The following is a 22,702-nucleotide window of genomic DNA, read 5'->3' as shown; positions in this document are numbered from 1 at the left end:
AAGTTTGATCTTATAGTTAACCGGTACTTCAGTCACGTTCCAGATTTGACTTGTGACTAACACTTGTTTTTTCATATTCGTGGCTGTTTCCTCAATTGAACTGAATAGAATCGAACTCCCCATGTGGATGGTTTTGCAATTTGTATCTTTTATATTCATATTCTAACCTTGATAGTGGTAAGTCGTATAGCGGTTTGTCCTCTTTCTTATATACATTAAACATTATTCCTACCTGTAAAGTATGAATTGGAAAAGAGGAATAAAGGGCCGATAAATCGGTTTTTTTTCAATCTTACCATTGAAGGGATTGAACGAATGGTGCTGTTTAGTGGAATAAGGATGTGAATGTAGAAATAATTTAAAAAATGTTATAATAAAAAATATTGTAACAATATAGAAAAATGAATCTGTTTAAATTAGGGATTATAGAAAGATTAATATTAAAACATAGGTGGCGAAGAGAAATTATGGGGAAATTAAATTATTCAATTGTGGATGTTTTTTCACAAGGAAAATATACAGGCAATCAACTTGCGGTTTTTAAGAATGCTGAAAACATTTCGGATCATAAAATGCAACAAATAGCCAAGGAGATTAATTTTTCAGAAACTACTTTTATTTTATCAGATACAAAAAAAGATAATGGTTATGATGTTCGTATTTTTACTCCCAATGAGGAGGTTCCCTTTGCTGGACACCCCACTTTAGGAACTGCCTATATTATTCAAAATGAAATATTAAGGGAACCAATCGAAAAAATGATTTTAAATTTTAAAGCTGGACAGATTCCCGTAGCGTTCGATAAAACAGAACAGATACTATGGATGGAACAAAATAAACCAACATTTGGTCGTATTTTAGATACAAATAAGGTTTCTGATGTTTTAAATATAGATAAAGTATACATAGATGATAGATTTCCTATACAGGAGGTTTCAACAGGACTTCCTGTGATTATCGTCCCTTTAAAATCTTTAGAAGCAGTAAAAAAAGTTAGAATAAATAAAGAAAAATACTTTAAGTTAATTGACAATACTGATGCAAAAGCAATTATGGTCTTTTCTACTGAAACATATCATTCAGAAAATGATTTAAACGTTCGAGACTTTGCAGATTATTTTGGTATTCCTGAAGACGCAGCTACAGGAAGTGCTAATGGATGTTTAGCTTCTTATTTAATTAAATATCGATATTTTGAAAAAAGTGAAATAACTATTCGTGTAGAACAAGGGTATGAAATTAAAAGACCATCTTTATTGTTTTTAAAGGCACGTGAAGAAAACGGGGAAATTAAAGTAAATGTAGGAGGAAAAGTAGAAAAAATTGCTCAGGGTGAATGGTTTCTATAATAAAAAATTTTCCTTTTTCATCTTTGGGTGCGATTCTTCAAGATGACTGCCGCTTTTTCTTATTCTAACAATTAGATTGTGAAATATTATACTAATCTAAAATAAAGGAGAACGGACATGCTCACACAAGTAAAAAAAGGTGCGAGAGTGGATATCACCAAAAACCAAATACATTTAACAAAAATAGTCGTTGAGATCGGTTGGGAAACAACGGCACCACTTGATATTGATTCTTCTATTTTTATGGTTGGTTCAGACGGCAAATGTCTAAATGATGAATCGATTATTTTTTATGGCAATTCTAGCTCTGCCGATGGATCTATTCATCATTCGGTTCATAATCATCCCGGAAAAAATAGTGAACAGTTTCAGATTAATTTAAAAATGGTCTCACCCGTAACCGATAAACTAGTCTTAACCTTGACCATTTACGATGGTGAAAAGAGTGGAGATAATTTTTCCCAAATGGTTAACGCTTATGTGAAAATAATGGATGCTGATTCTCAACAAGAGATTTTGCTGTATCCGTTAGATCAATATCACATTGAAAACACGCTCGTCCTTGCCGATATTTATCGAAAAAATGGAGAGTGGAAATTTTCCACAAATACTGGTGGTTTCGCAGGCGGGCTTGCTTCCCTTTGTCAGCATTTCGGGCTTGAAATAGAGAATGAATCAGAATCTATTGCGCAAATTGAGAGCACTAACAACCCTTTACCTCCAGTTGAAGAAAAGATCATACATAAGAATCCTTCACCAACACTGGAAGCTCCGATAAAATTAGAAAAAGTCACCTTAAAAAAACCAGGTGATTCCATCTCGTTTCGAAAAGCAAAAAAAATTGAAAATATTCATGTTAATTTAACCTGGACAAAAGGCGTTGATTTAGATCTTCATGCCTTTTACCTCACAAAGCAAGGAACATTTGGACACATCTTTTTTGGGAATAAAGGAAAATTGACAAACTCCCCCTATATTGCACTCGATAAGGATTCCGGAGTCGGTAATTCTGCTGGGAACAATCAAGAAAATTTGGTCATCAAAACACTCGAAGATGTTGAAAAGATCATTATTGCTACGAACATTTTTAGATTTTTGGGTTTTCTCAAAAAGGAAGATAATTTTGCAAAATATGATGGCAGAGTTTTCATAAAAACGAACAACGGTGATGACATTAAAGTTCCCCTTACCTCCACCATCACTGGTCGATGGTGCATCATTACAAAAATTGATATTTCTAATCCGACAGACCCGAAAGTAATTAATATAAATCATGTTCAATCTTCCGAACCAACGGTAAACGATTTGTAAGAAAAGAAAGTGGCAGGTACCACCCTTATAGTGAGGTGACCCCGAAAAGTTAGAGTTTTATATTAAGCAGCTAATTGGCTGGTATAGATTCGGTATTGAACCGGACTCATGCCTGCCAATTTTTGATTTATACGCTTATTATTAAAATAATGCATATATTCTTCAATTTTCTTTTTTAATTTCTCCTTTTTTCCTTAAGAAGCTTTATTGAAGACAGTTCCCGCATCCACTCGCCAAGTTTTGTCCTCAAGAAGCCTTATTAAAGACAGTACCATCATCCACTCGCCGAGTTTTGTCCTCAAGAAGCCTTATTAAAGACAGTACCATCATCCACTCGCCAAGTTTTGTCCTCAAGAAGCTTTATTGAAGACAGTTCCCGCATCCACTCGCCAAGTTTTGTCCTCAAGAAGCTTTATTAAAGACAGTTCCTCCATCCACTCGCCAAGTTTTGTCCTCAAGAAGCTTTATTACCATTAATTTAAATTGTTCGCTGTATTTAGCCATAAAAATACACCCCGAAAGTCAGATTTAACTCTAACTTTTGGGGTGCAATACATAGTTGGATGGTGCCTGCCACATTTATCTTTACAGCCCAAAATGTTGCTTTGCGAGCTCTGTGAATTTTACTCGATCAATGGGCTCTTTAGTAAGAACTCCGTCAGCCCATTGGGTAAATGTTGTATCTGTTAAGGTTATATTTCCGTTCTGGGTAAGACGAGTGATTAATGGATGTTTGTTAAATGAAGATTTCGGATGTTCGGCAATTATGGTTTGGATCGCATTCAAATTTGCTGCATCATCTAATGAATTCCTAGAATCAAAAGCATAGCCAATTTTCCAATCCGTATCTTTATGTTTTAGTTTCATTTCTAAACAATAGTCCCCATATTCATGATTTACTTTTTTAATTCGAAACTCCCCATTATTAGAAGATATGGTCTCACCGGATAACGGAACTGGTTTTAAAGGCAAATTCCCACCAAAGCCCGTGTCAATTAAATACATTTGTTCATCATGTTGTAGAAGCATTGTTACATGTGTTCTTCCAAGTTGATGGTACTCCCCCGCAGCATGATTATAAACGACACCGTCAGTTAAGGCTGCGTTAAACCCATTTTCTTTTAGGTAAAAATAGAAAAGTGGATTTAATTCATAACAAAGGCCGCCTTCCTTTCTTTCTACTACTTTGTTTATTAAGTTTTCTTTTGTTATCTTTCGCGTTTTGTTTTCAATGACAGCTAAATTTTCAAACGGAATGGTTTGTGCTGTTTTTTCAAGTATATCAGCTAATTTTTCAAACGTAATGAGTTGGTTATTAGGTATACCGATTCGTTTATGAAAGAAAGGCGTCAGCTTTTGCATTTATACTCCTCCAAGCCCTTTTCATGCTTTATTTTGGAAAATTATTTCTATTTATCTAATAATTAATTACGGTTTTCACTATTCCTCTTCTTTCAATTCTACCATTATTATAAAATATTCAACATAAATTCCTCCGTCTTTTACTCTACATATTTTTTTCTCAAAGATATAGAAAAGCCCCCTGTTTGGTAAATGGTTTTAGTCAATCCCATTATGCCCAATTCGGGGGTTTTTCTATTTTTTATGCAGATTATAGCAATCTTCCATTTATTAGAATCTGTTTTTCAGTTGTCTCGGACGGTCCCTGTGGTATTTCAAAATCTATACTTATTAAACGCAGGTAAACGATTGAATTTGTCTTAGGCTTATTCCGAAATGGACCCACCTAGAACCAGTCCAGCGATACCCTGAGACAGAGTGTCGACCAATAAATGTTGGATAAAACCAGAATTGTTCACGACCTCTAAGCCATACATATGTGTATCTGTGTAAACAACTTATCATACTGCCAGGGTCCACCGCATACGTTCCTGCTTGATGTGTCTGTTGAGGAACAATAGATGGCGGTGGTGATGTTGGTGGTCCAGGCTCCAAATCTTGACCAGGGGGTGCAGACGGAGGTTGATGCCCTCCAAATTGTCTTCCATCAAGTATTGAATGGCTATAATCCATTCCTGAGTATGGTAACGAATGTATATAAGTTTCCTGATTATATGGATTGTTATAATATTGAGGTACATGGCTAGGATACATAAAATTACACTCCTTACTATTTTAATTTCATATTATCCTATTCTTTAGTTATTAACCTATAAACTTGTTCACAATAAAATGTGTATTTACCTATAAAACCTGATTAGTCTTTTTGACTAAGTGGCTGGTACCTTTTTAAATGGAATTTTATGTCTCTAAAACGAACTGGCGAACAGTGACAGTCACTGTTCGCCAGTTCGTTATTATATAAAGCTTAGCTTTGATCAAATATATCTAACAAGACATTATTACCAGGTAGGATTAATGGGTGTATTAATTGTATTATGTGCTTCCAAAATTTCTGCTGCATCCAATATCGTATCTTCACGGAACCTTCGTCCCAGTAATTGAACACCAACTGGAAGTCCATTTTCAACTGAAGTCGGAACAGACACTGCTGGGAATCCCAGCATCGGAATGGCCATCATTGACCACTGCGCAGCCATGACGGTTCTCATTCTTTCAACACTTGCAATATCGGCATCCTGTTCAAACGCTTGCTCAGCTGACACAGGCATTAATAGAATCGGATACTTAACTAAAATTTGCTGGAGTTCAGCGATAAGCGTGCCTCTCCGAGCGTAGCCATTCATATATTCTGTTAAACCCGGGGCTGGTCCCCACCATTCTTCCGCTACTGCATAGTAATGTTTTGCCGCCGTTTTCATTCCAATGTCCCCTACTTCATCCACTAACGGCATAATTTGACGGAATTCTTCCATACACAATAAATACCAGAGTTTATAAGCTTCCTCAAATAAAGCAATATCGACCTCTTCTACAATATAGCCCGCATCAGTTAACCTTGCAGCAGCCTGATTAAGTGCTTTATCTACTGCATCGACTGGATTGGCCACATTTATCCCTTTTAGAAGACCAACTCGTATCGGTCTTTGAAGAGCTTCTCCAATTAATGGCACAGAAGCATGAATAGCGTCACGTGGGTCAAAAGGAACAAAAGCCTGAATTGCTAATCTTAAATCCTCAACACTCCTTGCTAAAGGACCTTGAGTAAGCATGGTCTGTACTGACAATGGCTGATCCTGGTCGACTGGTCCATACCAACTGGGTATTCGTCCCATTGTTGGACGAAGGCCAAAAATCCCACTTGCATATGCTGGATAACGGACAGAACCACCGATATCATTACCATGTGCAATCGGCATCATCCCCGATGCGACAGCAACTGCGGCCCCTCCACTTGATCCACCAGGTGTTTTTGATTGATCCCAAGGATTTAACGTAAGTCCGTGCAAATCATTATTAGTAAACCACCGATACGAAAAAGCAGGTGAATTATTTCTTCCAACAAAAATCGCCCCTGCCTTTCGTAAGTTAGCTACGTGCGGAGCATCTTCGGCCGCCATATTTTCTTTAAAAGCCACGACCCCATTTGTAGTCGCCTTTCCTTTAACATCACTATTAATTTTAATTGACATAGGTACTCCATGGAGAGGACCAAGTTTTTCACCGGCAGCAACTGCTTGGTCAGCCCGCTCAGCCTCTAGTAATGCTTCTTCTGCATAAACGTCAACTAATGCATTTAATTTGGGATTAACTTCATCGATCCGGTCTAATGAACTTTGAACGATTTCACGTGCTGAAACCTTTCTAGCTTTGATTGCCCTTACCATCTCAGCAGCTGTCCACTGCCACAGTTCGCTTTTCTGCCCTCTTTCTAACTCGATTTTCGGAAAAACAGACTTTTCATTCATTTTCGTTCCTCCTCTTATACGGTAACAATCACTTAATAATTTATTGTTCGCAACAATTATCCAAATATTTTAATTATTGTGAATTAATGTTATTCTATATAATAAATGAATAAAAGTCTATTACAGGAATGAGTTATATTTTATGAATAAGGTACTAAAAGAAGTACCTTTAAACTAAGGAAAGGTGGAATGGAATGGCAACTTCGCAACTGAATTTATCGAAACTGGATTGTGAACGTATAACAAGATTACTATTTAATTTATCTACCAGTTTTAAGAAAGGTTCTGATGAATTGCAGCATCTGCTAGCCGAGTATTTTGGCTATCATTCATCCATTTTGTGGAAAGCTGACCAAAAAGGAAACTTATCTGATCCAATCAACCATCATATTAGTGATTATTTAGTAGAGGATTATTTAACCTATTTTCACAATCATGATTATTTACATCCTAAAAATCATTTACATGTATATCCGAAAGAAATTGCCCTTAGATTGGAAGATGTAATCGAACTAGAACACTACGAAGCTTCCGATTATTATCAAGAGTTTATGAAGAAACACAAATACTATCATGAAATGGTGATTACGTTTAATTCTCGTAACCAATTTAATGGTGTCCTTGGTATAGCTAAAGCTAAGTCACAAGGAGAATTTTACGAGAAAGACCGCCATATCTTTCGGACACTTGCACCAATCATATCGAATTTATTATATTTAGAGCGAGAATACGAAGTACAACGAAAAGAGAAAGACATGTTAGAAGCCTTTGCTGATAAAAATAATACGGGGTTTATTTTACTTGATCGAAATTATAAAGTTATCTATATGAACCCGGCAGCATTGAGAGTTTTTAAAGAAACCTCTCTATATAAAAATATAGAATGCTTTATCCAGGACATTTCCTATGGACTTAGAAATCCTTTTAATAGTTCTTCCTTGCTGCATTTGCAAGGGTATAACATTAGAGTTATTTCACATCAAGAACTATTTATATCTAGGGAAAGCCGTTTTGCTGTGATCATTGAAGAAGATCAAGCTAAAATTCCGGTGAATGATGATCAATATTTAGATAAATTAACTAAGCGGGAAAATGAAGTTTGCTTTTTTTTAAAAAAGGGGTGCACGTATAAGGAGATTTCCGAAAAATTATTTATAAGTATACATACAGTTAACAAGCATATTAAAAACATTTATCAAAAAATGGGAGTCAATAGTCGGGCTTCATTACATGCAAAATTACTAAATTTCAATGTAGAGAGCACTGAATGAACTTAGCAAATAAAGTGCCAGGCGCCCTCCAGTAATTGGCAAGTGCCTGGCGGCAATTCAGTAGGGTTTGATGAAAGGGTTTGATATAGAATATTTTTTCGATAATGGCTTAGGATATATATCCGACCGAACTTACGGCCCTTTCAAAAAAACTTGGTTCCTGAAGACGATTATGCCAAACGATCGAAAGATTTCCTACCATGGGTTCTGGAATTCTTCTCATTAATCTTACGGACCGACCATCATCCTCATCGAAAATCGTCACTTCTGTTTGGATAGAACCCCTTTTATGTTTCAGTGTGACAACATATGGACCTGGTGCTGGAATTGTGTAATAGGGTTGGATCGTTAATCTCTCCCCATCATATTCACCATCCACTTCATATGGACTCCCAAGTAGAAATGGTAAATCCTCTATATTCCCACTTAGTAGTTTTTCCCGAATACAAGAAGAACTAATTTTCTCTCCTTGGAACTCCATATTTTCTACTTTCGTTACATCAATCCTACCGTTAGAATCACTTTTTAACCGATCCATATGACCTGTTCCCTTATGTCCGTATGAATAATCAAAACCAGCGACAACATGGACAACACCCAGATTGATTAAGTATTGGGAGACAAATTCAACGGGAAGAAGAGAAGAAAATTCTTTATTAAATTCAACAATATAAAATGTATCTACACCTAGATTTCGAAATCTCTCTTCTTTTTTAGAAAGCGGCATTAAATAGGAAACCTGTTTTTTTCCATTAGAAATAACGGTTTTTGGATGTGGAAAGAAACTCATTACGGAAAGGGTAAGATTTTTTCTTTGGGCAATTTGTGCAGCCGTTTTAATTACTTCCCTGTGCCCTAAGTGAATCCCGTCAAAAAACCCTAAAGCCACTACACATGGTTTTGCTTTTTCCTGCCAATCCATCAAATTGTTTTGGTTTAAGTAGATTGTTTCCATGTTGTCCCCTTTCCGTTCTAAGAGATTCCCCATACTGCATGGGCTACTAAGTCCAATAGTGTGAACTCTTTTTTTTCAGCACATCCTTCCTAACAATCCTTCACCATGTTGACATTAATTTTGAATCGGCTACAATTAACTGGACAAAAAATAAGGGAAAGTAGTGGTCCTTTTTCCCTTGCTTTTTGAAAGGCTTCCCTTATCACTTCTTGATGTCCAAGGTGAACACCATCAAAAAAACAAGTGCCATGACATTCGTTTTAGCTTTTTGTTGCCATTCAGCCAAATTTTCACGGTTTAAATAGATGGTTTGCATGCTATCACCTTTCTTTCCTTATTTGCTGTGAAGTTATTAAACTAGCGTTTTTGATAGTTTACATTCAAATCCTTGAACATTTTTTCTACAAGTTCTAAACATTGTCTATTATCGTAATTTCTATATTGTGTTTCTACTCTTAAGAATAATGGGTCACCTGCGTAAAATCTTTCATATAACTCATGTCGGGAACCGAAAGCGGATACTGCAATGTCCGCTGCAATTTTGTAAATTTGCATTTTTTCTTCTGCATTTACATCAGATCCTCGATAATACCTTTGAATAAGTTCCTTTAAAGGACTATCCATTATATTCATAGATGCAGGCTGATACATTAATCCTCCTGCCAAAATCTGCTGTATAATCTCTCTTACTCTCGGATACCATCTATTACCAGAATTTCTGATTGCATTTAGAGGTCTATAATCAGGATAATAGAACCCATCTTTTGTTTGGAGTGCATTTGATTCTGATGCCTCAAGTGCTGCTTTCGTGAGCTCAATATAAGTGGTAATTTCACCAATCATATCTGCAACATGCGGGAATTGATTTGTTTTTACCATTTCCGTCGCTTTCATTGCGACACCAGCAACAAACTGAAGTTTTGTTAATAATCTAGTGGATGTTTGATGTCCAGTGTAGAAGGTACTAAATCCACGTATACCTGCAACTTGATGGATATCCTTATAAATAAATACACGTTCCCAAGGGACTAATACGTCATCAAAAATGAGTACTCCATCCAGTTCATCAAATTGGCTCGATAATGGATTATCCATTTTATCATTTATAGCGTATGGCTCCCTTGCAATACATTTTAAACCTGGTGTTGACATTGGAATGGCAAAAGATATAGCATATTTTAGTTCTTCTTCCACTGGTTTTTGATGTGCCTGCGGTAATGGCAGCAAAGGAAAAACCAACACTTCATCGGCATAGGGACCAGCTGTTGCCAGCATTTTTGCGCCACGGACGATAATTCCTTCTTCTGTTTCCTTTACAACACCTAAATAAGTAAATTCATCCGGTTGTTTGGAAGCAGATTGTGTACGATCTACCTGTGGGTTAATTAATACATGTGTTAAAAATAGATCATGATCCCGAACATATTCAAAATAGTTACGTACATTATCTGCATATTCTCCAAAATAATCTGCGTTAATATACCATCCTAATAACATAGCACTCATAAAGTCACTTGATCTTCCCATATAACCATAAGAGGTTTCAGCCCATGATCGATGCATTTTTCTTCTAATCTTTAACTCTTCTATTGATCTTGGTACCATAAACTGAGTACTTGTTATCTCACCTGTAGCTGGTTCAGTATATAACATATGATCTTTTTTAGAAGGGTCCCATTGTAAATCATAAATATTCGCTGCTGAACGAACAACTGGAGCAATTACAGGATGGATAGTGGGATCCTTTACCAGCTCATTTCCAAACCATGTTTCGGGAGGATTTTTTTTCAAACGTTCAATATAATCATTTCCTTTAATTGCTGTCATGTAACCCCGCCTATTTAAAGAAAGTTTGTTTTTTTGTAACCGTTAGCATTTACTGGTACTATTCTTTAAAAAAGTCACTCACCAATTTATTAACGATTTCCGGCTGGTCTGTTTGACATTGATGCCCACATTCATCGATATATTCAAACTCGATATTTGGAAGGACTTTCTCTAATGCATAACCCATCTCTACAGGTGCAAATGTATCGTTTTTACCCCAAATAAATTTACCAGGTACCTTTAGCTTTGGAAGGGAATCCGCTAAGCTAAAACGGTCCCATAGTTTCGGTTTTTTACGCATCAATTCCTGGTATGAAACAAATGAATCTGCAGATTCTTTTATACCTGGTAGAATAGAAGCTTCATAGCGGTATTTCACTATATCGTCTGATACTTTTGATTTATCATAGCTAATAGCTTCTAAGAAATTACGCATGCCTTCCTCTGTGTAATCATACGGCCTCATCTTTTGGAAAATTTGATCCTTCCTTAAATCAGGTAGTTCCACTCCTAACGAATGCGCCATCGTAGCACTGCCAATATATATAGCTTTTTTAACCCGTTCAGGATGATCAATGGCATATTTTGCTGCTACATATGCACCCTGGGAATTTCCAATTACATAAACCTCGTCTAAACAAAGGGCATCAATAAAGTCCCGGATATGATCTACTAAACTCTGATGTCCTCTTGTCGGCCAAGCATGTGGTCTCGCATCTGTCCATCCCATAGATAACTGGTCCGGAGCTATCGCACGAAAGCCTTCTTCTGCTAAGTGCGGCAGCATATAACGCCATCCTGCACCACCTGAAGAACCTGGACCACCGCCATGTAATAGGATAACTGCAGGGCCTTCTGTTCCTGACCAAGCATAATGTGTTCTTATTCCGTTTGCCAGCACCCAGCCGTCATATATTCCGTTTCCTAATTTCATGATTTTTTTCCCCCACTTCTGTTAATATTTTTATTTAAATCAATGTTTTACTTTCGAATTTAGGATGGCTCCAATACTCTACAAATTCAGTGAATTCCTTTTGGTCAAATGGATATACCACAACTTCCCAGTCAGCATCATTAGGAATTTTCCTATGTCCATAGCCTATTTCCACATCACCTTCCAGGCCCGGAATTCGTGTATAAATCTCCATTGTTTTACAATTCCCATGACGATTTGGGCCACGAACATCTTTACCTAATGATTTCGCTCTATAATACATTTTCATTAGGTCATCCATTGTTTCCACTTCAAACATGACATGGCGGAAGCTTCTAGTAACTTCTTTCATTGCCGACATCGCTAAATTATGATGATTTTCGCTGCAGCGAGTAAATACGATATTTTCCCCAACCCAATCGGAAATATGGAAACCTAATACTTCCTCATAAAACTCCACATTTTTTTTAAAATATTCCTCTTTTACAGCCAGTGTAACATGGACCATATCCATAACATCTATAATTCCCCTGTTTTTCAATTGAGGTTGCGTGACGTATGGGCCATAAGCAATTTCCACTCGATATCCTGCCGGGTCATAAAAGTATAAACATTGTTTTACTTTTTTGGTTTTGGACTCTTCCGGTGATAGAATCGTATAATCTGTATTTGATTCGTCGAGCCTTTTGGCTACTTTTAAGAAATCTATACGATTAAAAACTTCCCAAGTAATGGTTCTTATTCCCGGTGCATCTGCTGAATAAATAGCAAGACGATGATGATATTTGTCTAAAGAAACAAATAGTTGCCCATCTTCCCCTTCTGAAATTTCCCAGTCAAACAATTCATGAAAAAAATTAGCTGTTTCCTTTGGTTCTGGCGAAAACAATTCTAAATATAATAACCGCCTAATTGCTCTCATTTCATTCTCCTCCTTTTACTATTTTGGATGGTTAACTACAGTTTTTTCTTACTGAATGAGTTTTCATCTGCGCATTTGTTCTTTTAGTGAACAATATGTTCACTATTAGAACAAAGTATCAACAAGTTGCTTATGGTTTTTAGTATATCACCATTTTTTAAATTTTCAAGCAATTTAAACGATAAATACTCCTCTGAATCCTAGCACAATTCATACCTTCAACATCTAAAAAATAACATATCCTTGTCTTTTTGCTTTTTTTTAATGTATAATTCACATAATGATTCAGATAATTCTAAATAAGGGGTGACTTTCATGAGAGAAGTCAACATGAAGCCCACAAAATCGATCGATAAGGCTATTAAAATATTAAATTGTTTTTCATATGGTAAACAGTTTTTAAACATTAATGAAATCTCCAAAATGATCAATATTCCTAAATCAACCACCTATCGTCTCCTTTGTACTTTAGAATCTTACAAATTCATTTATTATAATCCAACAGATTTATCCTATTGCCTTGGTATTAAAATGTTGGAATATGGTGCCATAGTATTAGAGCGATCCAAAATTATCCCAATTGCCAGACCGTTTATTGTTGATCTAAATCAAAAAACTGGTTTTTCCGTAAACCTTACTGTTAAAGAAGAGGATCAATTACTATATATTGATAAATCTGAGAGCTTTATTGCTCTTCACTACTCCACTACAGTTGGTAGATCAAGAGACCTTCATTATAGTTCACCTGGTAAAGTGTTTATGGCAGATCTAGATGAAAAAACAGTGCGTGAGATTTTATCTTGCTCCCCTTTAAAGAAATATACGGACTTTTCTATTACTAATATCGAAGAGTTCCTCCTAGAATTAAAAAAGGTAAAAGAGCAAGGTTATGCCATCGATGACAATGAGTCCATTCTAAACGCATTAGCAGTATCAGCACCTATTAGAAATGCACATAACCAGATAGTAGCAGTAATCACAGCTGTTGGGCCACAACAATTAATAATGGATTATCCACTTTCTAAATTAATTAATCAGGTTAGAGACTGTGCATGCCAAGTATCACTGAAATTCACTTAATATTCCTACATAAAACGAATCTCCATCATTTGAAATGATGGAGATTTTATTTTATAGAATTGTTTGACTTTTCTGTTAACTGTAGAGTAAAATAACACTGTAGTCAAAAATATGAGTTAGTCAAATCACATTGTGAGGTGGAGAGTTAATGTTAAATACAGTTGATAACAATCATTTACTTGTAGAAAATGCACGGTCGTTTGTTCCCCTTTTACGTGAGCGAGGTAAAGTAACGGATGAAATACGAAGAATTCCTGAAGATTCCATAACTGAGTTAAAAAATAGTGGACTTTTTAAATTACTTCGTCCAAAAATGTATGGCGGGCTTCAAACGAACATGCGAACCTTTGCGGATGTTATTACAGAAATCTCCCGTGGATGTGCATCTACCGGATGGATATTATCTCTTTGTAACATTCGTGATCTTATGATTTCTGAATCATTTTCCGAAAAAACTCATCAAGAGATATTTAACTCAACGAATGATGTTATATTTGCTGGAGTTTTTAGACCTAGAAAATGTATTGTGGAACGAGTGGAAAATGGTTATATCATCAAAGAAGGACATTGGATGTTCTGCTCCGGATCCCTTCATGCCACATGGGGTTACTTTGGAATGCCACTGGTAGATGAAAATGGTAACGAGACCGACCTTGGATTAATTACGATACCGTTTGACCAATTGGAGATCATTGATGATTGGTATACATTAGGTTTACGCGGAACCGGCAGCAACAGTATTATTGCAAAAGATATCTTTGTACCTGATCATCGTGTCGTATCCTTCACAAAAACAACCCAAGGCCATTTTGAATCCGCACATCTTAGAGATATTCCTCTTTATAATATAGCTTTAGCTCCTGCTCTTCATTTATCATTAGGTCTTCCGGGGCTCGGAATCGCGCAATCAGCCTTAGAAACATTTTTGGAAAAACTGCCTTACAGAAAGGTAGTAAATTTAGGGGTAACAAATCAAAAGGATGCTGCCATAACTCATTTACAGGTTGGTGAAGCGTCATTGAAAATAGACACGGCCATAATGCATTTTTATCGTGTTGCTGATTCTTTGGATGAATGGGCAAAAAGTGGTGAATTTATGGATGTCCAAACAAGAATGAGATGTGCTGCCGATATAGGTTATGCTAATCAACAATGTAAAGAAGCTATCGATATCTTATTAGAGACTTCAGGTGGTTCATACGTATATGATAGAGACCCTTTCCAAAGAGTTTTCAGAGATTTTTCAACCATGTATGTACACAGATCTATTTCACCTACAAGCTTTAAAGAAAATTACGGACGCTTACTAAGCGGAATAGATCTACACGCTGATGCTCTCATTTAACAAATCCAAAATACAATTAGTGGAATAAAACCAAAATAGGCTGTCTCATTGGGATCTTCCCATCGAGACAGCCTAAAAATTGATTCATCTTTAAAATAATTTAGATGAGACTCCAGCATTGAAATACAAGTTTTTGGATATCTTCTCATTGGTACTCAATAATTCTTTTAGAATTTCTTCTTTTTTCCTAAAGATTCTACTTCGAGGGCCACCGACACTGACAGATGCAATAATTGAACCATTTGCATCTAATATAGGTGCAGCGAAGCCCACTAGTCCTTCCTCTGCTTCTTCATCATCGAAACCATACCCACGTTCTCTTGTAAGTTGAAGGTGTTTTATTAATTCTTCCTTATCAGTAATTGTATGATCCGTCAACTTTTTTAGAGGAACCATTTTAAAATAACGATTGATATAATTTTCATTTTGAAAACTAAGGAACACTTTACCCGATGGTGTGCAATAAAGTGGAACTACTTTTCCAACATATGCTGCCGAAAACATCGTTTCCTTCGCTTCAAATTTGTCAATAATAATGGTAGAATGTTCTCCTAAAACACTAAGAAGGATATTTTCATTCAACTTATCCCTTAATTCTTCCAAATAAGGCCTTACAATATCTTTAATTCCTATTCTTTGTAATACCAATGCAGAAAGTTGAACCAACTTTAATCCAAGGCGATATTTTCCTGTTTCTTCATCTAAGTCTAGTATTCCTTTATGTCTTAGTGTATATAAAAGACGAAATAAAGTAGTACGATTCAAATGAATCTTTTCTCCAATTTCTTGTGCCGATAATGGATAATCCTGATCTTCAAATGCATAGATAACATCAATTCCATTGGATAAAGTTTGTAATAAATACGGATCCTTTTCCATAAAACATCCCTCTCACCGAATTATGCATGATAATATTTGAATATATAGAGTTTTTCAATATTTTAGGTTAAGTATAGCCCATCTATTACTTGTTTTCAAATTGAATCAAGTCAACAATTAATATAATAAAAAACGGTATTCCAGGTTTTAAAAGACGTTCGAATTCTGTTATAGTATTGTAAACTAGGATTATTCTATAACGTACAAAACTATAATATTATCAATAATTTAATGGATGGTATCTATAATAAAGAGGTGAATTGATGGAGCTTCGACTTCTAGAATATTTTATGGCGGTATGTGAAAGCTTACATTTTACAAAAGCTGCAGAAAAATTAAGAATTAGTCAGCCTACCCTGAGCCAACAGATTAAACTTTTAGAGGATCGACTTGGCACCCCTCTTTTTGAGAGATCAGGGAAAAAAGTTTTCATCACACAAGCAGGAAACTGCCTATTGGAACACTGTGAGCGAATTTTCTTTGAATTGGATCAAGCCATCATAAGACTTAAAGAAATTAAAGGTCTTCAGCGCGGGAAATTAACGATTGGATGTTCGGGTAGCCATTTATTAACTTCTGCAGTCATTTCTTTTAATAGTAAATACCCCGAAATAGAGCTATCTATCTTAGAACTTACTACAGAAGAAACGATTGAGGGGCTTTTGCATAATCAGTTGGACATTGGCGTCATATTTTTAAATGTACATAACGAGCAACTTGAAAGTATTCCGCTATTCACCGAAGAATTTTATCTCGTTGTTCCGCATGACCATGAACTGTCTGAGCGATCAATGATAAATTTAGAAGAACTACAGGCAATACAATTCGTTTTTTTGCCAAAAAAATATATAATCCGGCAATTTATTGATCAAACATGCCAAAATACAGGATTCTCTTTACACCCAAAAATCGAGCTTACCTCCGTGGATTCATTACTCCAAATGGTACGAATGAATAAAGTAGCTAGTATTTTTCCAAAATCATATCTGGCAAGTATAAACGACCCTGCAATCAAACAAATACCAATCGCTGACCCAATCCCACAAAAACAGGTTGGCATTGTCTATCGTAAAAATGCTTTTATGGATACCACGATGGACACTTTTATCAAACATATGATTGAAAATTACAAAACAGATAATAAAAAGACGTAAGCGAGGTTGACCTGCTTTCGTCTTTTTATTTGAATCTTTTAAATTATTTATGATTAAAATTTTTCAATAATTTATACTAAAATGAGAGACATAATATAATAGGTTCTTCTGATAGAATTAGAGTGATTTCATGTACGAACACAACTAAAAAGAGGAAGTCTTCATCGAGACTTCCTCTTTTTGACGCTTCATTTTATTTAAAGATTTGAAAAGTAAACTGACGAAACTTAACTTCTTATTGGTTCTTCATTTACAAGTTGTGCAACATTTCCCTCATTTTTTTTCTTCCGCATGACCGCTAGTACTAAGAGGATGGCGCCCACAACATATAAAACAACTACTGCCAATACACCATTATTAAAGCCAGCACGAAGGTTTTCCCCAGCAATACCAACCAAATACCCAGTAAAAATTGGGGAGATGATCCCTGCTATACTACTGATTGCAAGAGCAATTCCTGATATTGTACCAACCAATTTGTGGGGTGCAATAGAAGTGTAAATACTAGAGAGAAACGGAACAATACAATTATTCATCGATAATCCGATTGTCAGAAATATAATTGCCAGAACTGGAGCATGTACCATCGCTGTGAGCCCATAACCAATAGCGCCAATAGCTAAAGCAGTTACGATACTTCTCACATATGATTTATTTAAGTTATTTGTCTTTTTAAAGGAACTGTCTGTTACCTTTCCGACAATTATAGAAATAATCGCAGCCGTAATCCCAATTCCGGCAAATACTAGGCCCATCACTTTTGGCTCGAGCCCGACTATCTTTGTCAAGTAAGTCGGCGCCCAAACTGCTACCCAGGCGTTAATCCACATCGAAATGAAGCTTGCAAAGAAAAGAGAAAGCACGAATGGAGTGAAAATAATTTTTCCAATGTCCTTAAATCGAACGTCAGATTTGGCTTCTGTTGAAGAAGAATTAATCTCCACCGGTTTCTTAGGTTGTTCTCTGAAAAATAAGAAGACAATGCCCCAAATTAAGCTAAGGACGCCAAGTAGGGCAAATGAATGCCGCCATCCATTAGATAGGATGAACGGAACTAAAACGGGAGCAGTTAAATATGAGCCAAAGATGACACCGGACCCCATGATCGCATAGACAGTACCACGTGTTCCTGCGGCAAACCATTTAGCCAGATGTGTGATGGCAAGCCCATAAGTACCTCCCTCAAAGAATCCCAGCATGACACGAATAATGATTAGACCGGTAACACTATGAACAAAATAGGCGGATACTAAAGAAACAGTCCAGCCCAATGCGATCACAATAAGTAAAAACTTTGTTTTAAATCGATAGGTCAAGCTAGCTAATAGAATACTGCCTATCGCGTAAGTAAAATAAAAACTGCTGCCAACTGCTCCGAATTGCTCAAAATTTAAATGCAATTCTTTCATTATTGGTTCCGCGGCTAACCCTAGTATTGCTTTATCGGCATAGTTTATTAAATAAAGAATAAAAATCATTCCTAATACTAACCAACGCATAAAAACCCTCCCCTATTATATATAACTTAAATTTCCTCTAATTAAATTAACCGTTTCCATTGAATCAATTCGAATTACCAGGTGGACCATTTGCAATCTTTGGAGCTCCATCAAAGGTTACCAACTGCTGAAGATTATATTTCAATTGTTGGACCCGTTTCACTATCTCACCACACTTTCCTATTTTTTCAGCAAGGTAAGCCCTTACATTTTTAGAGTAGAAACTGATCCTAATCTAAAAAATACTATTCACCTGCGAATTGATCCCATTTCATTTGAAAGTAGTTTTACGCTTTTAGTATTCGGAATATTCCGCATATTCATATTCTAATCTTCTATTTACTAGTCGACAATACAAAGTTATCTATCGTGTTAATAGTTAAAAACTATAAATATTGATAGAACTGTTGCGACGTTCAATTGATGGTGCTTTTCAAGGCGCGTTCCTCCCTTTGGAATATAAAAAAGACACACTAGTCTCCAATTGGAAATGGAGACTAGTTTTTAATAATCAATCAATCGATCATTATTGTGTGCATCCAGGTCAGTCTTTGCACTTTCCGTGTTAACAAAAGAGCCATTAGAAACGTAACTCCGGCACCCTAGGTCCGATATCCGCCAGAACTGACGGCCATTTCATATAAACCAGCTTCTTGAAGACGATGATGCCAAACGATGGAAAGATTCCCTGCCATCTGTTTCGGAATTCTTCTTGTTAATCTTACAAATCGGCTATCACCCTCTTCTAAAATAGTTACTTCTGTTTGGATAGAACTCCTTTTGTGTTTCAGTGTGACAACGTATGAACCTGGTGCTGGGAGGGTGTAATAGGGTTGGATCGTTAATCTCTCCCCATCCCAATCACCTTCCAGTTCATATGGAGTGCCTAGTAGAAATGGTAATTCCTCTATATTCCCACTTAGCAGTCTTTCCCGAATACAAGTAGAACTAATTTTTTCTCCTTTATACTCCATTTTTTCAACTTTCGTTACACCAATTCTCCCATTAGAATCGCTTTTTAACCGATCAATATGACCCTTCCCCATATAGCCGTATGAAAAATCAAAACCAGCCACTACATGGACAACACCAAGATTTAATAAATATTGGGAGATAAATTCAACAGGAAGAAGAGAAGAAAATTGTTTTTCAAATTCAACAAGATAAAATGTATCTACTCCTAGATCACGAAATCTTTCTTCTTTTTTAGAAAGCGGTATTAAATAAGATACCTGTTTTTTCCCATTAGAAATAACGGTTTTTGGATGTGGAAAGAAACTCATTACGGAAAGAGGGAGCTTTCTCCTTTTGGCAATTTGTGCAGCCGTTTTAATTACTTCCCTATGTCCTAAGTGAATCCCGTCAAAAAAACCTAAAGCCACTACACTTGGTTTTGCTTTATGCTGCCAATCCATCAAATTGTCTCTGTTTAAGTAGATTGTTTCCATTGCTTCCCCTTTCCACCCATTCATATGTAAATGATGTTCTTCATTATACATAACTATTTAACTTGGCTTTTACGTTTTTTTCCTGGCTATTCACCACTTTATTTTTTTGCTTGCCAAGATCAATAACGCCATTTGCACTTTTTATTTGGCAGCGGATAATATCGCCATCCTTGAGGTATTTGTTACCCTCCAGTTGCTTTGCCACCAGCGTTTCCAGCTTTTGCTGATAAGGGACTGACAAATTTGAAAGCATGGCATTCACCTCTGGTGTTAGGTTCAAAGCTACACCTCCGCCAGTACCAGTAACAATTAAATCCCCAATAGATAAATCAAAAGCTTCTGAAAGCTCGGATATTGTTTCGGCAGGTTTATAAAGCAGCTGGCTGGAGTTTGCCGATTGCCTCCGTTCTTCATTGACCCAAAGATCTAGCTGCAAGTCGTGAATAAGTGGCAGCTCTTCTTTGTCAAGCAGGTACAGAAACGGGCCGGTGGGACAAAATGTCCGATAGCTTTTTCCTTTTAACCATTGTCCTTGAGGAAGTTGAACATCCCTTGCTGAAACATCATTGACAATCACAAGTCCAGCAATATATTGATGGAGATTATCATCCGTTAATTCTGCAGGTTCTGAGATATCCGCTCCGATTACGAGTCCAAGTTCAATTTCATAATCCAACAGTTTAACGTGTTCTGGACGAATAATTTCACTATTGGCTCCGCACAGAGAACTATCCGCTTTACTAAATATCATGTTAAATGGCGGTTTTGCTGCTTCCACCCCAGTCTCGGTGCGATGAGTAGAATAATTTACACCCTGACAAATAATTCTTGCCGGTTTTGTGACCGGACTTAAGATATTCACACTATTTAAGGGAATCGTTTCAGCATCACCAGCTGCATTCAACCTTTCAGCTTCTTCTTTTCCATTTTTCAAAAAATCAGCCAACGTGTTATATGAATCTCTTAGTACGAGAATCCGATCACCTGACACAACCCCCCATTGCTCTTTTTGTTCTCTTTCAAATCTTACGACTTTTATCCCCATCTTTTTGACTCCTTTCAATGCAAAATAAATTGTTATAAGAAAGACTCCTTACACTTTCATACAAGGAGTCTCCATCTTTTAAACGAGTGTTATTTACTTTTCAGCAAGTCTTGCGGGCAGTTACGTTCACTTTACTTGTAAATATAATTTTTCTATCAACAAACCTTGCACCATTTTATCGTACAACAGCCTTTTCTTCAGTTAAAGCACGATAACGTCCGCTGTAAAAAATGAGAGGCTCAGCATCCTCCAAATGAATATCCATAACACGGCCGATAAATAATGTATGGTCACCTTCAATATGTTCGGCAGAAACTTCACAGGCAATCTGGGCCACAGCACCATATAAAACCGGCTTTCCGTCGAGACTGTCGAATACTACTTCACGAGGCTCTTTTATTTGTCCAGCGAAAATCATCGAAAGCTCCTGCTGGTCCGCTGCTAGAATATTCACTGAAAATGATTGGCTTTGTTTAATTTTCTCTAGAATTTTAGCATTCTCACCAATCGAGATAACAACCAGCTTTGGGCTTAGAGATACTGACATGAAAGCATTGGCAGTCATGCCATGTACATCACCCTTAACTTCTGTGGCAATTACGGTAACTCCGGTAGCAAATTTCCCCATAGCAGTTCGAAATTGACGATCATCCATTTTAAAACCCCCAATCTACTATTCTACTTATGCCTCAATAGTTGACTCCCTTATTTTTCAACCCTTAATTTCTTACTCCTGTATCTAGTTCTACTGCACCAACTCTAAGGGTGCGTTCATTTTCTCTGTTTCTAGTTCTATCTCCCCAATAAGTGGATCCGTATTTCATATATTCATCCCAACTCCAACTAACCGGTTCCCAATCAGGTTCGAAAATCAAATAGCCATTCGAGAATACTTCCACTCTCATGCCACTTCCCGGATCCAAAACATAGATAAACATCGCTTGGGAAATCCCGTGTTTTCCAGGACCAATGAATTCAATTTCATGTTCACATAAAATATCCGCAGCACGTAGGATATCTTGGGCATTATCCAACCAATAGGCCATATGATGTAACTCCGCGGAAGAAGCAGCTTTTGGGTTAGACATGACTGCAATATCATGAACAAGAGGCGTTACGCTCATCCAACCGGCCACTTGTTTGTTATCTGGATCTAGAAGATATTCCCGCAGTTTAAATCCAAGCTTTTCATGCAGATAATTCGTAATTAATTGATTATCCATATTGGTTAAGAGGTTAACATGGTCGATTCGGCGCGGAGACAATCCTTTTCTCCAGGCTTTATATGGCTGGTTTTTAAGAGTGGCCTTCCGACTTTTTTCAATTCCAGGTTTCTCCATATCGAAATATAATTCTAACTGATGGCCACTAGGTAATTGGAAACGAATCGCTTCCCCTTGGCCAACTTCCTCGCCAGCAGTAATCCAGTTTACCTCTGTACCGGCATCTTGTAGTAATTGAGCAAAATGGCCTAAATCCTCTCTTCTTTTTGTTTTAAATGCAATATGGTCTACATAAGAAGTTTCTCCTGCTGTGATGGAGAGGGTATGATGTTCAAAATCCCCCCATGCACGTAAATAGTGGGTTCCACCGATTTCACGAGTTTCTTCTAGGCCGATCACATCTTTGAAAAACCAAAGAGATTTTTCCAAATCTTCTGATATCAATGCAACATGCCCTAATTTTGCTATTTCAGGCGCATATATAAATTTTTCCATAACCCTATCACACCTCTTTTTTTAGGCTGTGTTAAACTGACTGTTGATTTGCGCTCCAATCAGCATCGATACAGAATCAACCATGTCTTTACACAGCCTTTTTTTATAAAACATATTTATCCTACCAAAAATGGT

At 36.6% G+C, this 22,702-nt stretch carries 22 protein-coding genes; 7 read left to right on the top strand and 15 right to left on the bottom strand.

Annotated features, from left to right (window positions below; all coding sequences use genetic code 11):
• Window positions 1-91: 91 nt before the first annotated feature.
• Window positions 92-223, bottom strand: coding sequence for a Fur-regulated basic protein FbpA (locus AC3ANL_RS12425; protein ID WP_488329511.1), 132 nt, complete (start codon window positions 221-223; stop codon window positions 92-94).
• 244 nt (window positions 224-467) lie between these two features.
• Between AC3ANL_RS12425 and AC3ANL_RS12420 the strand changes: the two genes are divergently transcribed.
• Together AC3ANL_RS12420 and AC3ANL_RS12415 are read left to right on the top strand one after the other, a co-directional pair.
• The gene (locus tag AC3ANL_RS12420) at window positions 468-1,349 is read left to right on the top strand and encodes a PhzF family phenazine biosynthesis protein (RefSeq protein WP_488329510.1); all 882 of its coding nucleotides are present in this window, start codon (window positions 468-470) and stop codon (window positions 1,347-1,349) included.
• A 117-nt stretch (window positions 1,350-1,466) separates the two neighbouring features.
• Entirely contained in the window at window positions 1,467-2,660 is a 1,194-nt protein-coding gene (locus AC3ANL_RS12415) for a TerD family protein (RefSeq protein WP_488329509.1), read from the top strand.
• Between the two features lie 62 nt (window positions 2,661-2,722).
• Here the strand turns inward: AC3ANL_RS12415 and AC3ANL_RS12410 are convergent, their stop codons facing one another.
• Both AC3ANL_RS12410 and AC3ANL_RS12405 read right to left on the bottom strand, forming a co-directional pair.
• Complete coding sequence (locus AC3ANL_RS12410; RefSeq protein WP_488329508.1) at window positions 2,723-2,815, bottom strand: IS3 family transposase; 93 nt, start codon at window positions 2,813-2,815, stop codon at window positions 2,723-2,725.
• A 430-nt stretch (window positions 2,816-3,245) separates the two neighbouring features.
• Window positions 3,246-4,022, bottom strand: a complete 777-nt coding sequence (locus AC3ANL_RS12405) for an arylamine N-acetyltransferase family protein (protein WP_488329507.1) — start codon at window positions 4,020-4,022, stop codon at window positions 3,246-3,248.
• 560 nt (window positions 4,023-4,582) lie between these two features.
• Between AC3ANL_RS12405 and AC3ANL_RS12400 the strand changes: the two genes are divergently transcribed.
• The gene (locus tag AC3ANL_RS12400) at window positions 4,583-4,768 is read left to right on the top strand and encodes a hypothetical protein (RefSeq protein WP_488329506.1); all 186 of its coding nucleotides are present in this window, start codon (window positions 4,583-4,585) and stop codon (window positions 4,766-4,768) included.
• 255 nt (window positions 4,769-5,023) lie between these two features.
• Here the strand turns inward: AC3ANL_RS12400 and AC3ANL_RS12395 are convergent, their stop codons facing one another.
• Window positions 5,024-6,490: an amidase family protein gene (locus AC3ANL_RS12395; RefSeq protein WP_488329505.1), complete on the bottom strand. Its 1,467-nt coding sequence runs from the start codon at window positions 6,488-6,490 to the stop codon at window positions 5,024-5,026.
• A gap of 194 nt (window positions 6,491-6,684) precedes the next feature.
• Here AC3ANL_RS12395 and AC3ANL_RS12390 point away from each other — a divergent pair, with 194 nt between their 5' ends.
• The gene (locus AC3ANL_RS12390; RefSeq protein ID WP_488329504.1) at window positions 6,685-7,761 is read left to right on the top strand and encodes a helix-turn-helix transcriptional regulator; all 1,077 of its coding nucleotides are present in this window, start codon (window positions 6,685-6,687) and stop codon (window positions 7,759-7,761) included.
• Between the two features lie 109 nt (window positions 7,762-7,870).
• Here the strand turns inward: AC3ANL_RS12390 and AC3ANL_RS12385 are convergent, their stop codons facing one another.
• The 5 genes from AC3ANL_RS12385 to AC3ANL_RS12365 form a co-directional block, all read right to left on the bottom strand.
• Window positions 7,871-8,716 carry an adenylyltransferase/cytidyltransferase family protein gene (locus AC3ANL_RS12385; RefSeq protein ID WP_488329503.1) on the bottom strand — a complete coding sequence of 282 codons (846 nt, stop codon included), beginning with the start codon at window positions 8,714-8,716 and terminating at the stop codon, window positions 7,871-7,873.
• 89 nt (window positions 8,717-8,805) lie between these two features.
• Window positions 8,806-8,922: a hypothetical protein gene (locus AC3ANL_RS12380; RefSeq protein ID WP_488329502.1), complete on the bottom strand. Its 117-nt coding sequence runs from the start codon at window positions 8,920-8,922 to the stop codon at window positions 8,806-8,808.
• Between the two features lie 151 nt (window positions 8,923-9,073).
• Window positions 9,074-10,543, bottom strand: a complete 1,470-nt coding sequence (locus tag AC3ANL_RS12375) for a 4-hydroxyphenylacetate 3-hydroxylase family protein (protein ID WP_488329501.1) — start codon at window positions 10,541-10,543, stop codon at window positions 9,074-9,076.
• A gap of 58 nt (window positions 10,544-10,601) precedes the next feature.
• Entirely contained in the window at window positions 10,602-11,477 is an 876-nt protein-coding gene (locus AC3ANL_RS12370) for an alpha/beta fold hydrolase (RefSeq protein WP_488329500.1), read from the bottom strand.
• 34 nt (window positions 11,478-11,511) lie between these two features.
• Window positions 11,512-12,399 (bottom strand): VOC family protein, encoded by an 888-nt coding sequence (locus AC3ANL_RS12365; RefSeq protein WP_488329499.1) that lies wholly within the window; start codon window positions 12,397-12,399, stop codon window positions 11,512-11,514.
• Window positions 12,400-12,714: 315 nt separating this feature from the next.
• Here AC3ANL_RS12365 and AC3ANL_RS12360 point away from each other — a divergent pair, with 315 nt between their 5' ends.
• Complete coding sequence (locus AC3ANL_RS12360) at window positions 12,715-13,479, top strand: IclR family transcriptional regulator (protein ID WP_488329498.1); 765 nt, start codon at window positions 12,715-12,717, stop codon at window positions 13,477-13,479.
• Between the two features lie 148 nt (window positions 13,480-13,627).
• Window positions 13,628-14,824: an acyl-CoA dehydrogenase family protein gene (locus AC3ANL_RS12355; RefSeq protein WP_488329497.1), complete on the top strand. Its 1,197-nt coding sequence runs from the start codon at window positions 13,628-13,630 to the stop codon at window positions 14,822-14,824.
• 90 nt (window positions 14,825-14,914) lie between these two features.
• On the opposite strand, the gene AC3ANL_RS12350 is transcribed toward AC3ANL_RS12355, so the two are convergent.
• Entirely contained in the window at window positions 14,915-15,703 is a 789-nt protein-coding gene (locus AC3ANL_RS12350) for an IclR family transcriptional regulator (protein ID WP_488329496.1), read from the bottom strand.
• A 263-nt stretch (window positions 15,704-15,966) separates the two neighbouring features.
• On the opposite strand from AC3ANL_RS12350, the gene AC3ANL_RS12345 reads away from it, so the two are divergent.
• A complete protein-coding gene (locus AC3ANL_RS12345; RefSeq protein WP_488329715.1) occupies window positions 15,967-16,857 on the top strand; it encodes a LysR family transcriptional regulator in 891 nt (296 codons plus the stop codon).
• A 227-nt stretch (window positions 16,858-17,084) separates the two neighbouring features.
• On the opposite strand, the gene AC3ANL_RS12340 is transcribed toward AC3ANL_RS12345, so the two are convergent.
• The 5 genes from AC3ANL_RS12340 to AC3ANL_RS12320 all read right to left on the bottom strand — a co-directional run bounded on the left by AC3ANL_RS12340 (window position 17,085) and on the right by AC3ANL_RS12320 (window position 22,567).
• Window positions 17,085-18,356, bottom strand: coding sequence for an MFS transporter (locus AC3ANL_RS12340; RefSeq protein ID WP_488329495.1), 1,272 nt, complete (start codon window positions 18,354-18,356; stop codon window positions 17,085-17,087).
• A gap of 602 nt (window positions 18,357-18,958) precedes the next feature.
• On the bottom strand, window positions 18,959-19,804 hold the full coding sequence (locus tag AC3ANL_RS12335; protein ID WP_488329494.1) for an FAD synthetase family protein: 846 nt from the start codon (window positions 19,802-19,804) through the stop codon (window positions 18,959-18,961).
• A gap of 43 nt (window positions 19,805-19,847) precedes the next feature.
• Window positions 19,848-20,849 carry a fumarylacetoacetate hydrolase family protein gene (locus AC3ANL_RS12330; RefSeq protein WP_488329493.1) on the bottom strand — a complete coding sequence of 334 codons (1,002 nt, stop codon included), beginning with the start codon at window positions 20,847-20,849 and terminating at the stop codon, window positions 19,848-19,850.
• Window positions 20,850-21,024: 175 nt separating this feature from the next.
• Window positions 21,025-21,504: a flavin reductase family protein gene (locus tag AC3ANL_RS12325; RefSeq protein ID WP_488329492.1), complete on the bottom strand. Its 480-nt coding sequence runs from the start codon at window positions 21,502-21,504 to the stop codon at window positions 21,025-21,027.
• A gap of 64 nt (window positions 21,505-21,568) precedes the next feature.
• Entirely contained in the window at window positions 21,569-22,567 is a 999-nt protein-coding gene (locus AC3ANL_RS12320) for a VOC family protein (protein ID WP_488329491.1), read from the bottom strand.
• Window positions 22,568-22,702 lie beyond the last annotated feature (135 nt).

The organism is Neobacillus sp. DHD-1R, from assembly GCF_057747995.1.
The sequence above is the reverse complement of the archived record's forward strand: the minus strand, read 5'-3'. Positions and strand labels throughout refer to the sequence as shown.

What these genes read in the sequence shown, in the direction of transcription:
- AC3ANL_RS12345 (WP_488329715.1), top strand. Translation starts at nt 15,967, where the DNA reads ATGGAGCTTCGACTTCTAGAATATTTTATGGCGGTATGTGAAAGCTTA.
- AC3ANL_RS12390 (WP_488329504.1), top strand. Translation starts at nt 6,685, where the DNA reads ATGGCAACTTCGCAACTGAATTTATCGAAACTGGATTGTGAACGTATA.
- AC3ANL_RS12425 (WP_488329511.1), bottom strand. Translation starts at nt 223, where the DNA reads ATGTTTAATGTATATAAGAAAGAGGACAAACCGCTATACGACTTACCA.
- AC3ANL_RS12400 (WP_488329506.1), top strand. Translation starts at nt 4,583, where the DNA reads ATGGCGGTGGTGATGTTGGTGGTCCAGGCTCCAAATCTTGACCAGGGG.
- AC3ANL_RS12365 (WP_488329499.1), bottom strand. Translation starts at nt 12,399, where the DNA reads ATGAGAGCAATTAGGCGGTTATTATATTTAGAATTGTTTTCGCCAGAA.
- AC3ANL_RS12405 (WP_488329507.1), bottom strand. Translation starts at nt 4,022, where the DNA reads ATGCAAAAGCTGACGCCTTTCTTTCATAAACGAATCGGTATACCTAAT.
- AC3ANL_RS12375 (WP_488329501.1), bottom strand. Translation starts at nt 10,543, where the DNA reads ATGACAGCAATTAAAGGAAATGATTATATTGAACGTTTGAAAAAAAAT.
- AC3ANL_RS12355 (WP_488329497.1), top strand. Translation starts at nt 13,628, where the DNA reads ATGTTAAATACAGTTGATAACAATCATTTACTTGTAGAAAATGCACGG.
- AC3ANL_RS12420 (WP_488329510.1), top strand. Translation starts at nt 468, where the DNA reads ATGGGGAAATTAAATTATTCAATTGTGGATGTTTTTTCACAAGGAAAA.
- AC3ANL_RS12410 (WP_488329508.1), bottom strand. Translation starts at nt 2,815, where the DNA reads ATGCATTATTTTAATAATAAGCGTATAAATCAAAAATTGGCAGGCATG.
- AC3ANL_RS12330 (WP_488329493.1), bottom strand. Translation starts at nt 20,849, where the DNA reads ATGGGGATAAAAGTCGTAAGATTTGAAAGAGAACAAAAAGAGCAATGG.
- AC3ANL_RS12415 (WP_488329509.1), top strand. Translation starts at nt 1,467, where the DNA reads ATGCTCACACAAGTAAAAAAAGGTGCGAGAGTGGATATCACCAAAAAC.
- AC3ANL_RS12395 (WP_488329505.1), bottom strand. Translation starts at nt 6,490, where the DNA reads ATGAATGAAAAGTCTGTTTTTCCGAAAATCGAGTTAGAAAGAGGGCAG.
- AC3ANL_RS12385 (WP_488329503.1), bottom strand. Translation starts at nt 8,716, where the DNA reads ATGGAAACAATCTACTTAAACCAAAACAATTTGATGGATTGGCAGGAA.
- AC3ANL_RS12360 (WP_488329498.1), top strand. Translation starts at nt 12,715, where the DNA reads ATGAGAGAAGTCAACATGAAGCCCACAAAATCGATCGATAAGGCTATT.
- AC3ANL_RS12320 (WP_488329491.1), bottom strand. Translation starts at nt 22,567, where the DNA reads ATGGAAAAATTTATATATGCGCCTGAAATAGCAAAATTAGGGCATGTT.
- AC3ANL_RS12340 (WP_488329495.1), bottom strand. Translation starts at nt 18,356, where the DNA reads ATGCGTTGGTTAGTATTAGGAATGATTTTTATTCTTTATTTAATAAAC.
- AC3ANL_RS12335 (WP_488329494.1), bottom strand. Translation starts at nt 19,804, where the DNA reads ATGGAAACAATCTACTTAAACAGAGACAATTTGATGGATTGGCAGCAT.
- AC3ANL_RS12370 (WP_488329500.1), bottom strand. Translation starts at nt 11,477, where the DNA reads ATGAAATTAGGAAACGGAATATATGACGGCTGGGTGCTGGCAAACGGA.
- AC3ANL_RS12350 (WP_488329496.1), bottom strand. Translation starts at nt 15,703, where the DNA reads ATGGAAAAGGATCCGTATTTATTACAAACTTTATCCAATGGAATTGAT.
- AC3ANL_RS12325 (WP_488329492.1), bottom strand. Translation starts at nt 21,504, where the DNA reads ATGGATGATCGTCAATTTCGAACTGCTATGGGGAAATTTGCTACCGGA.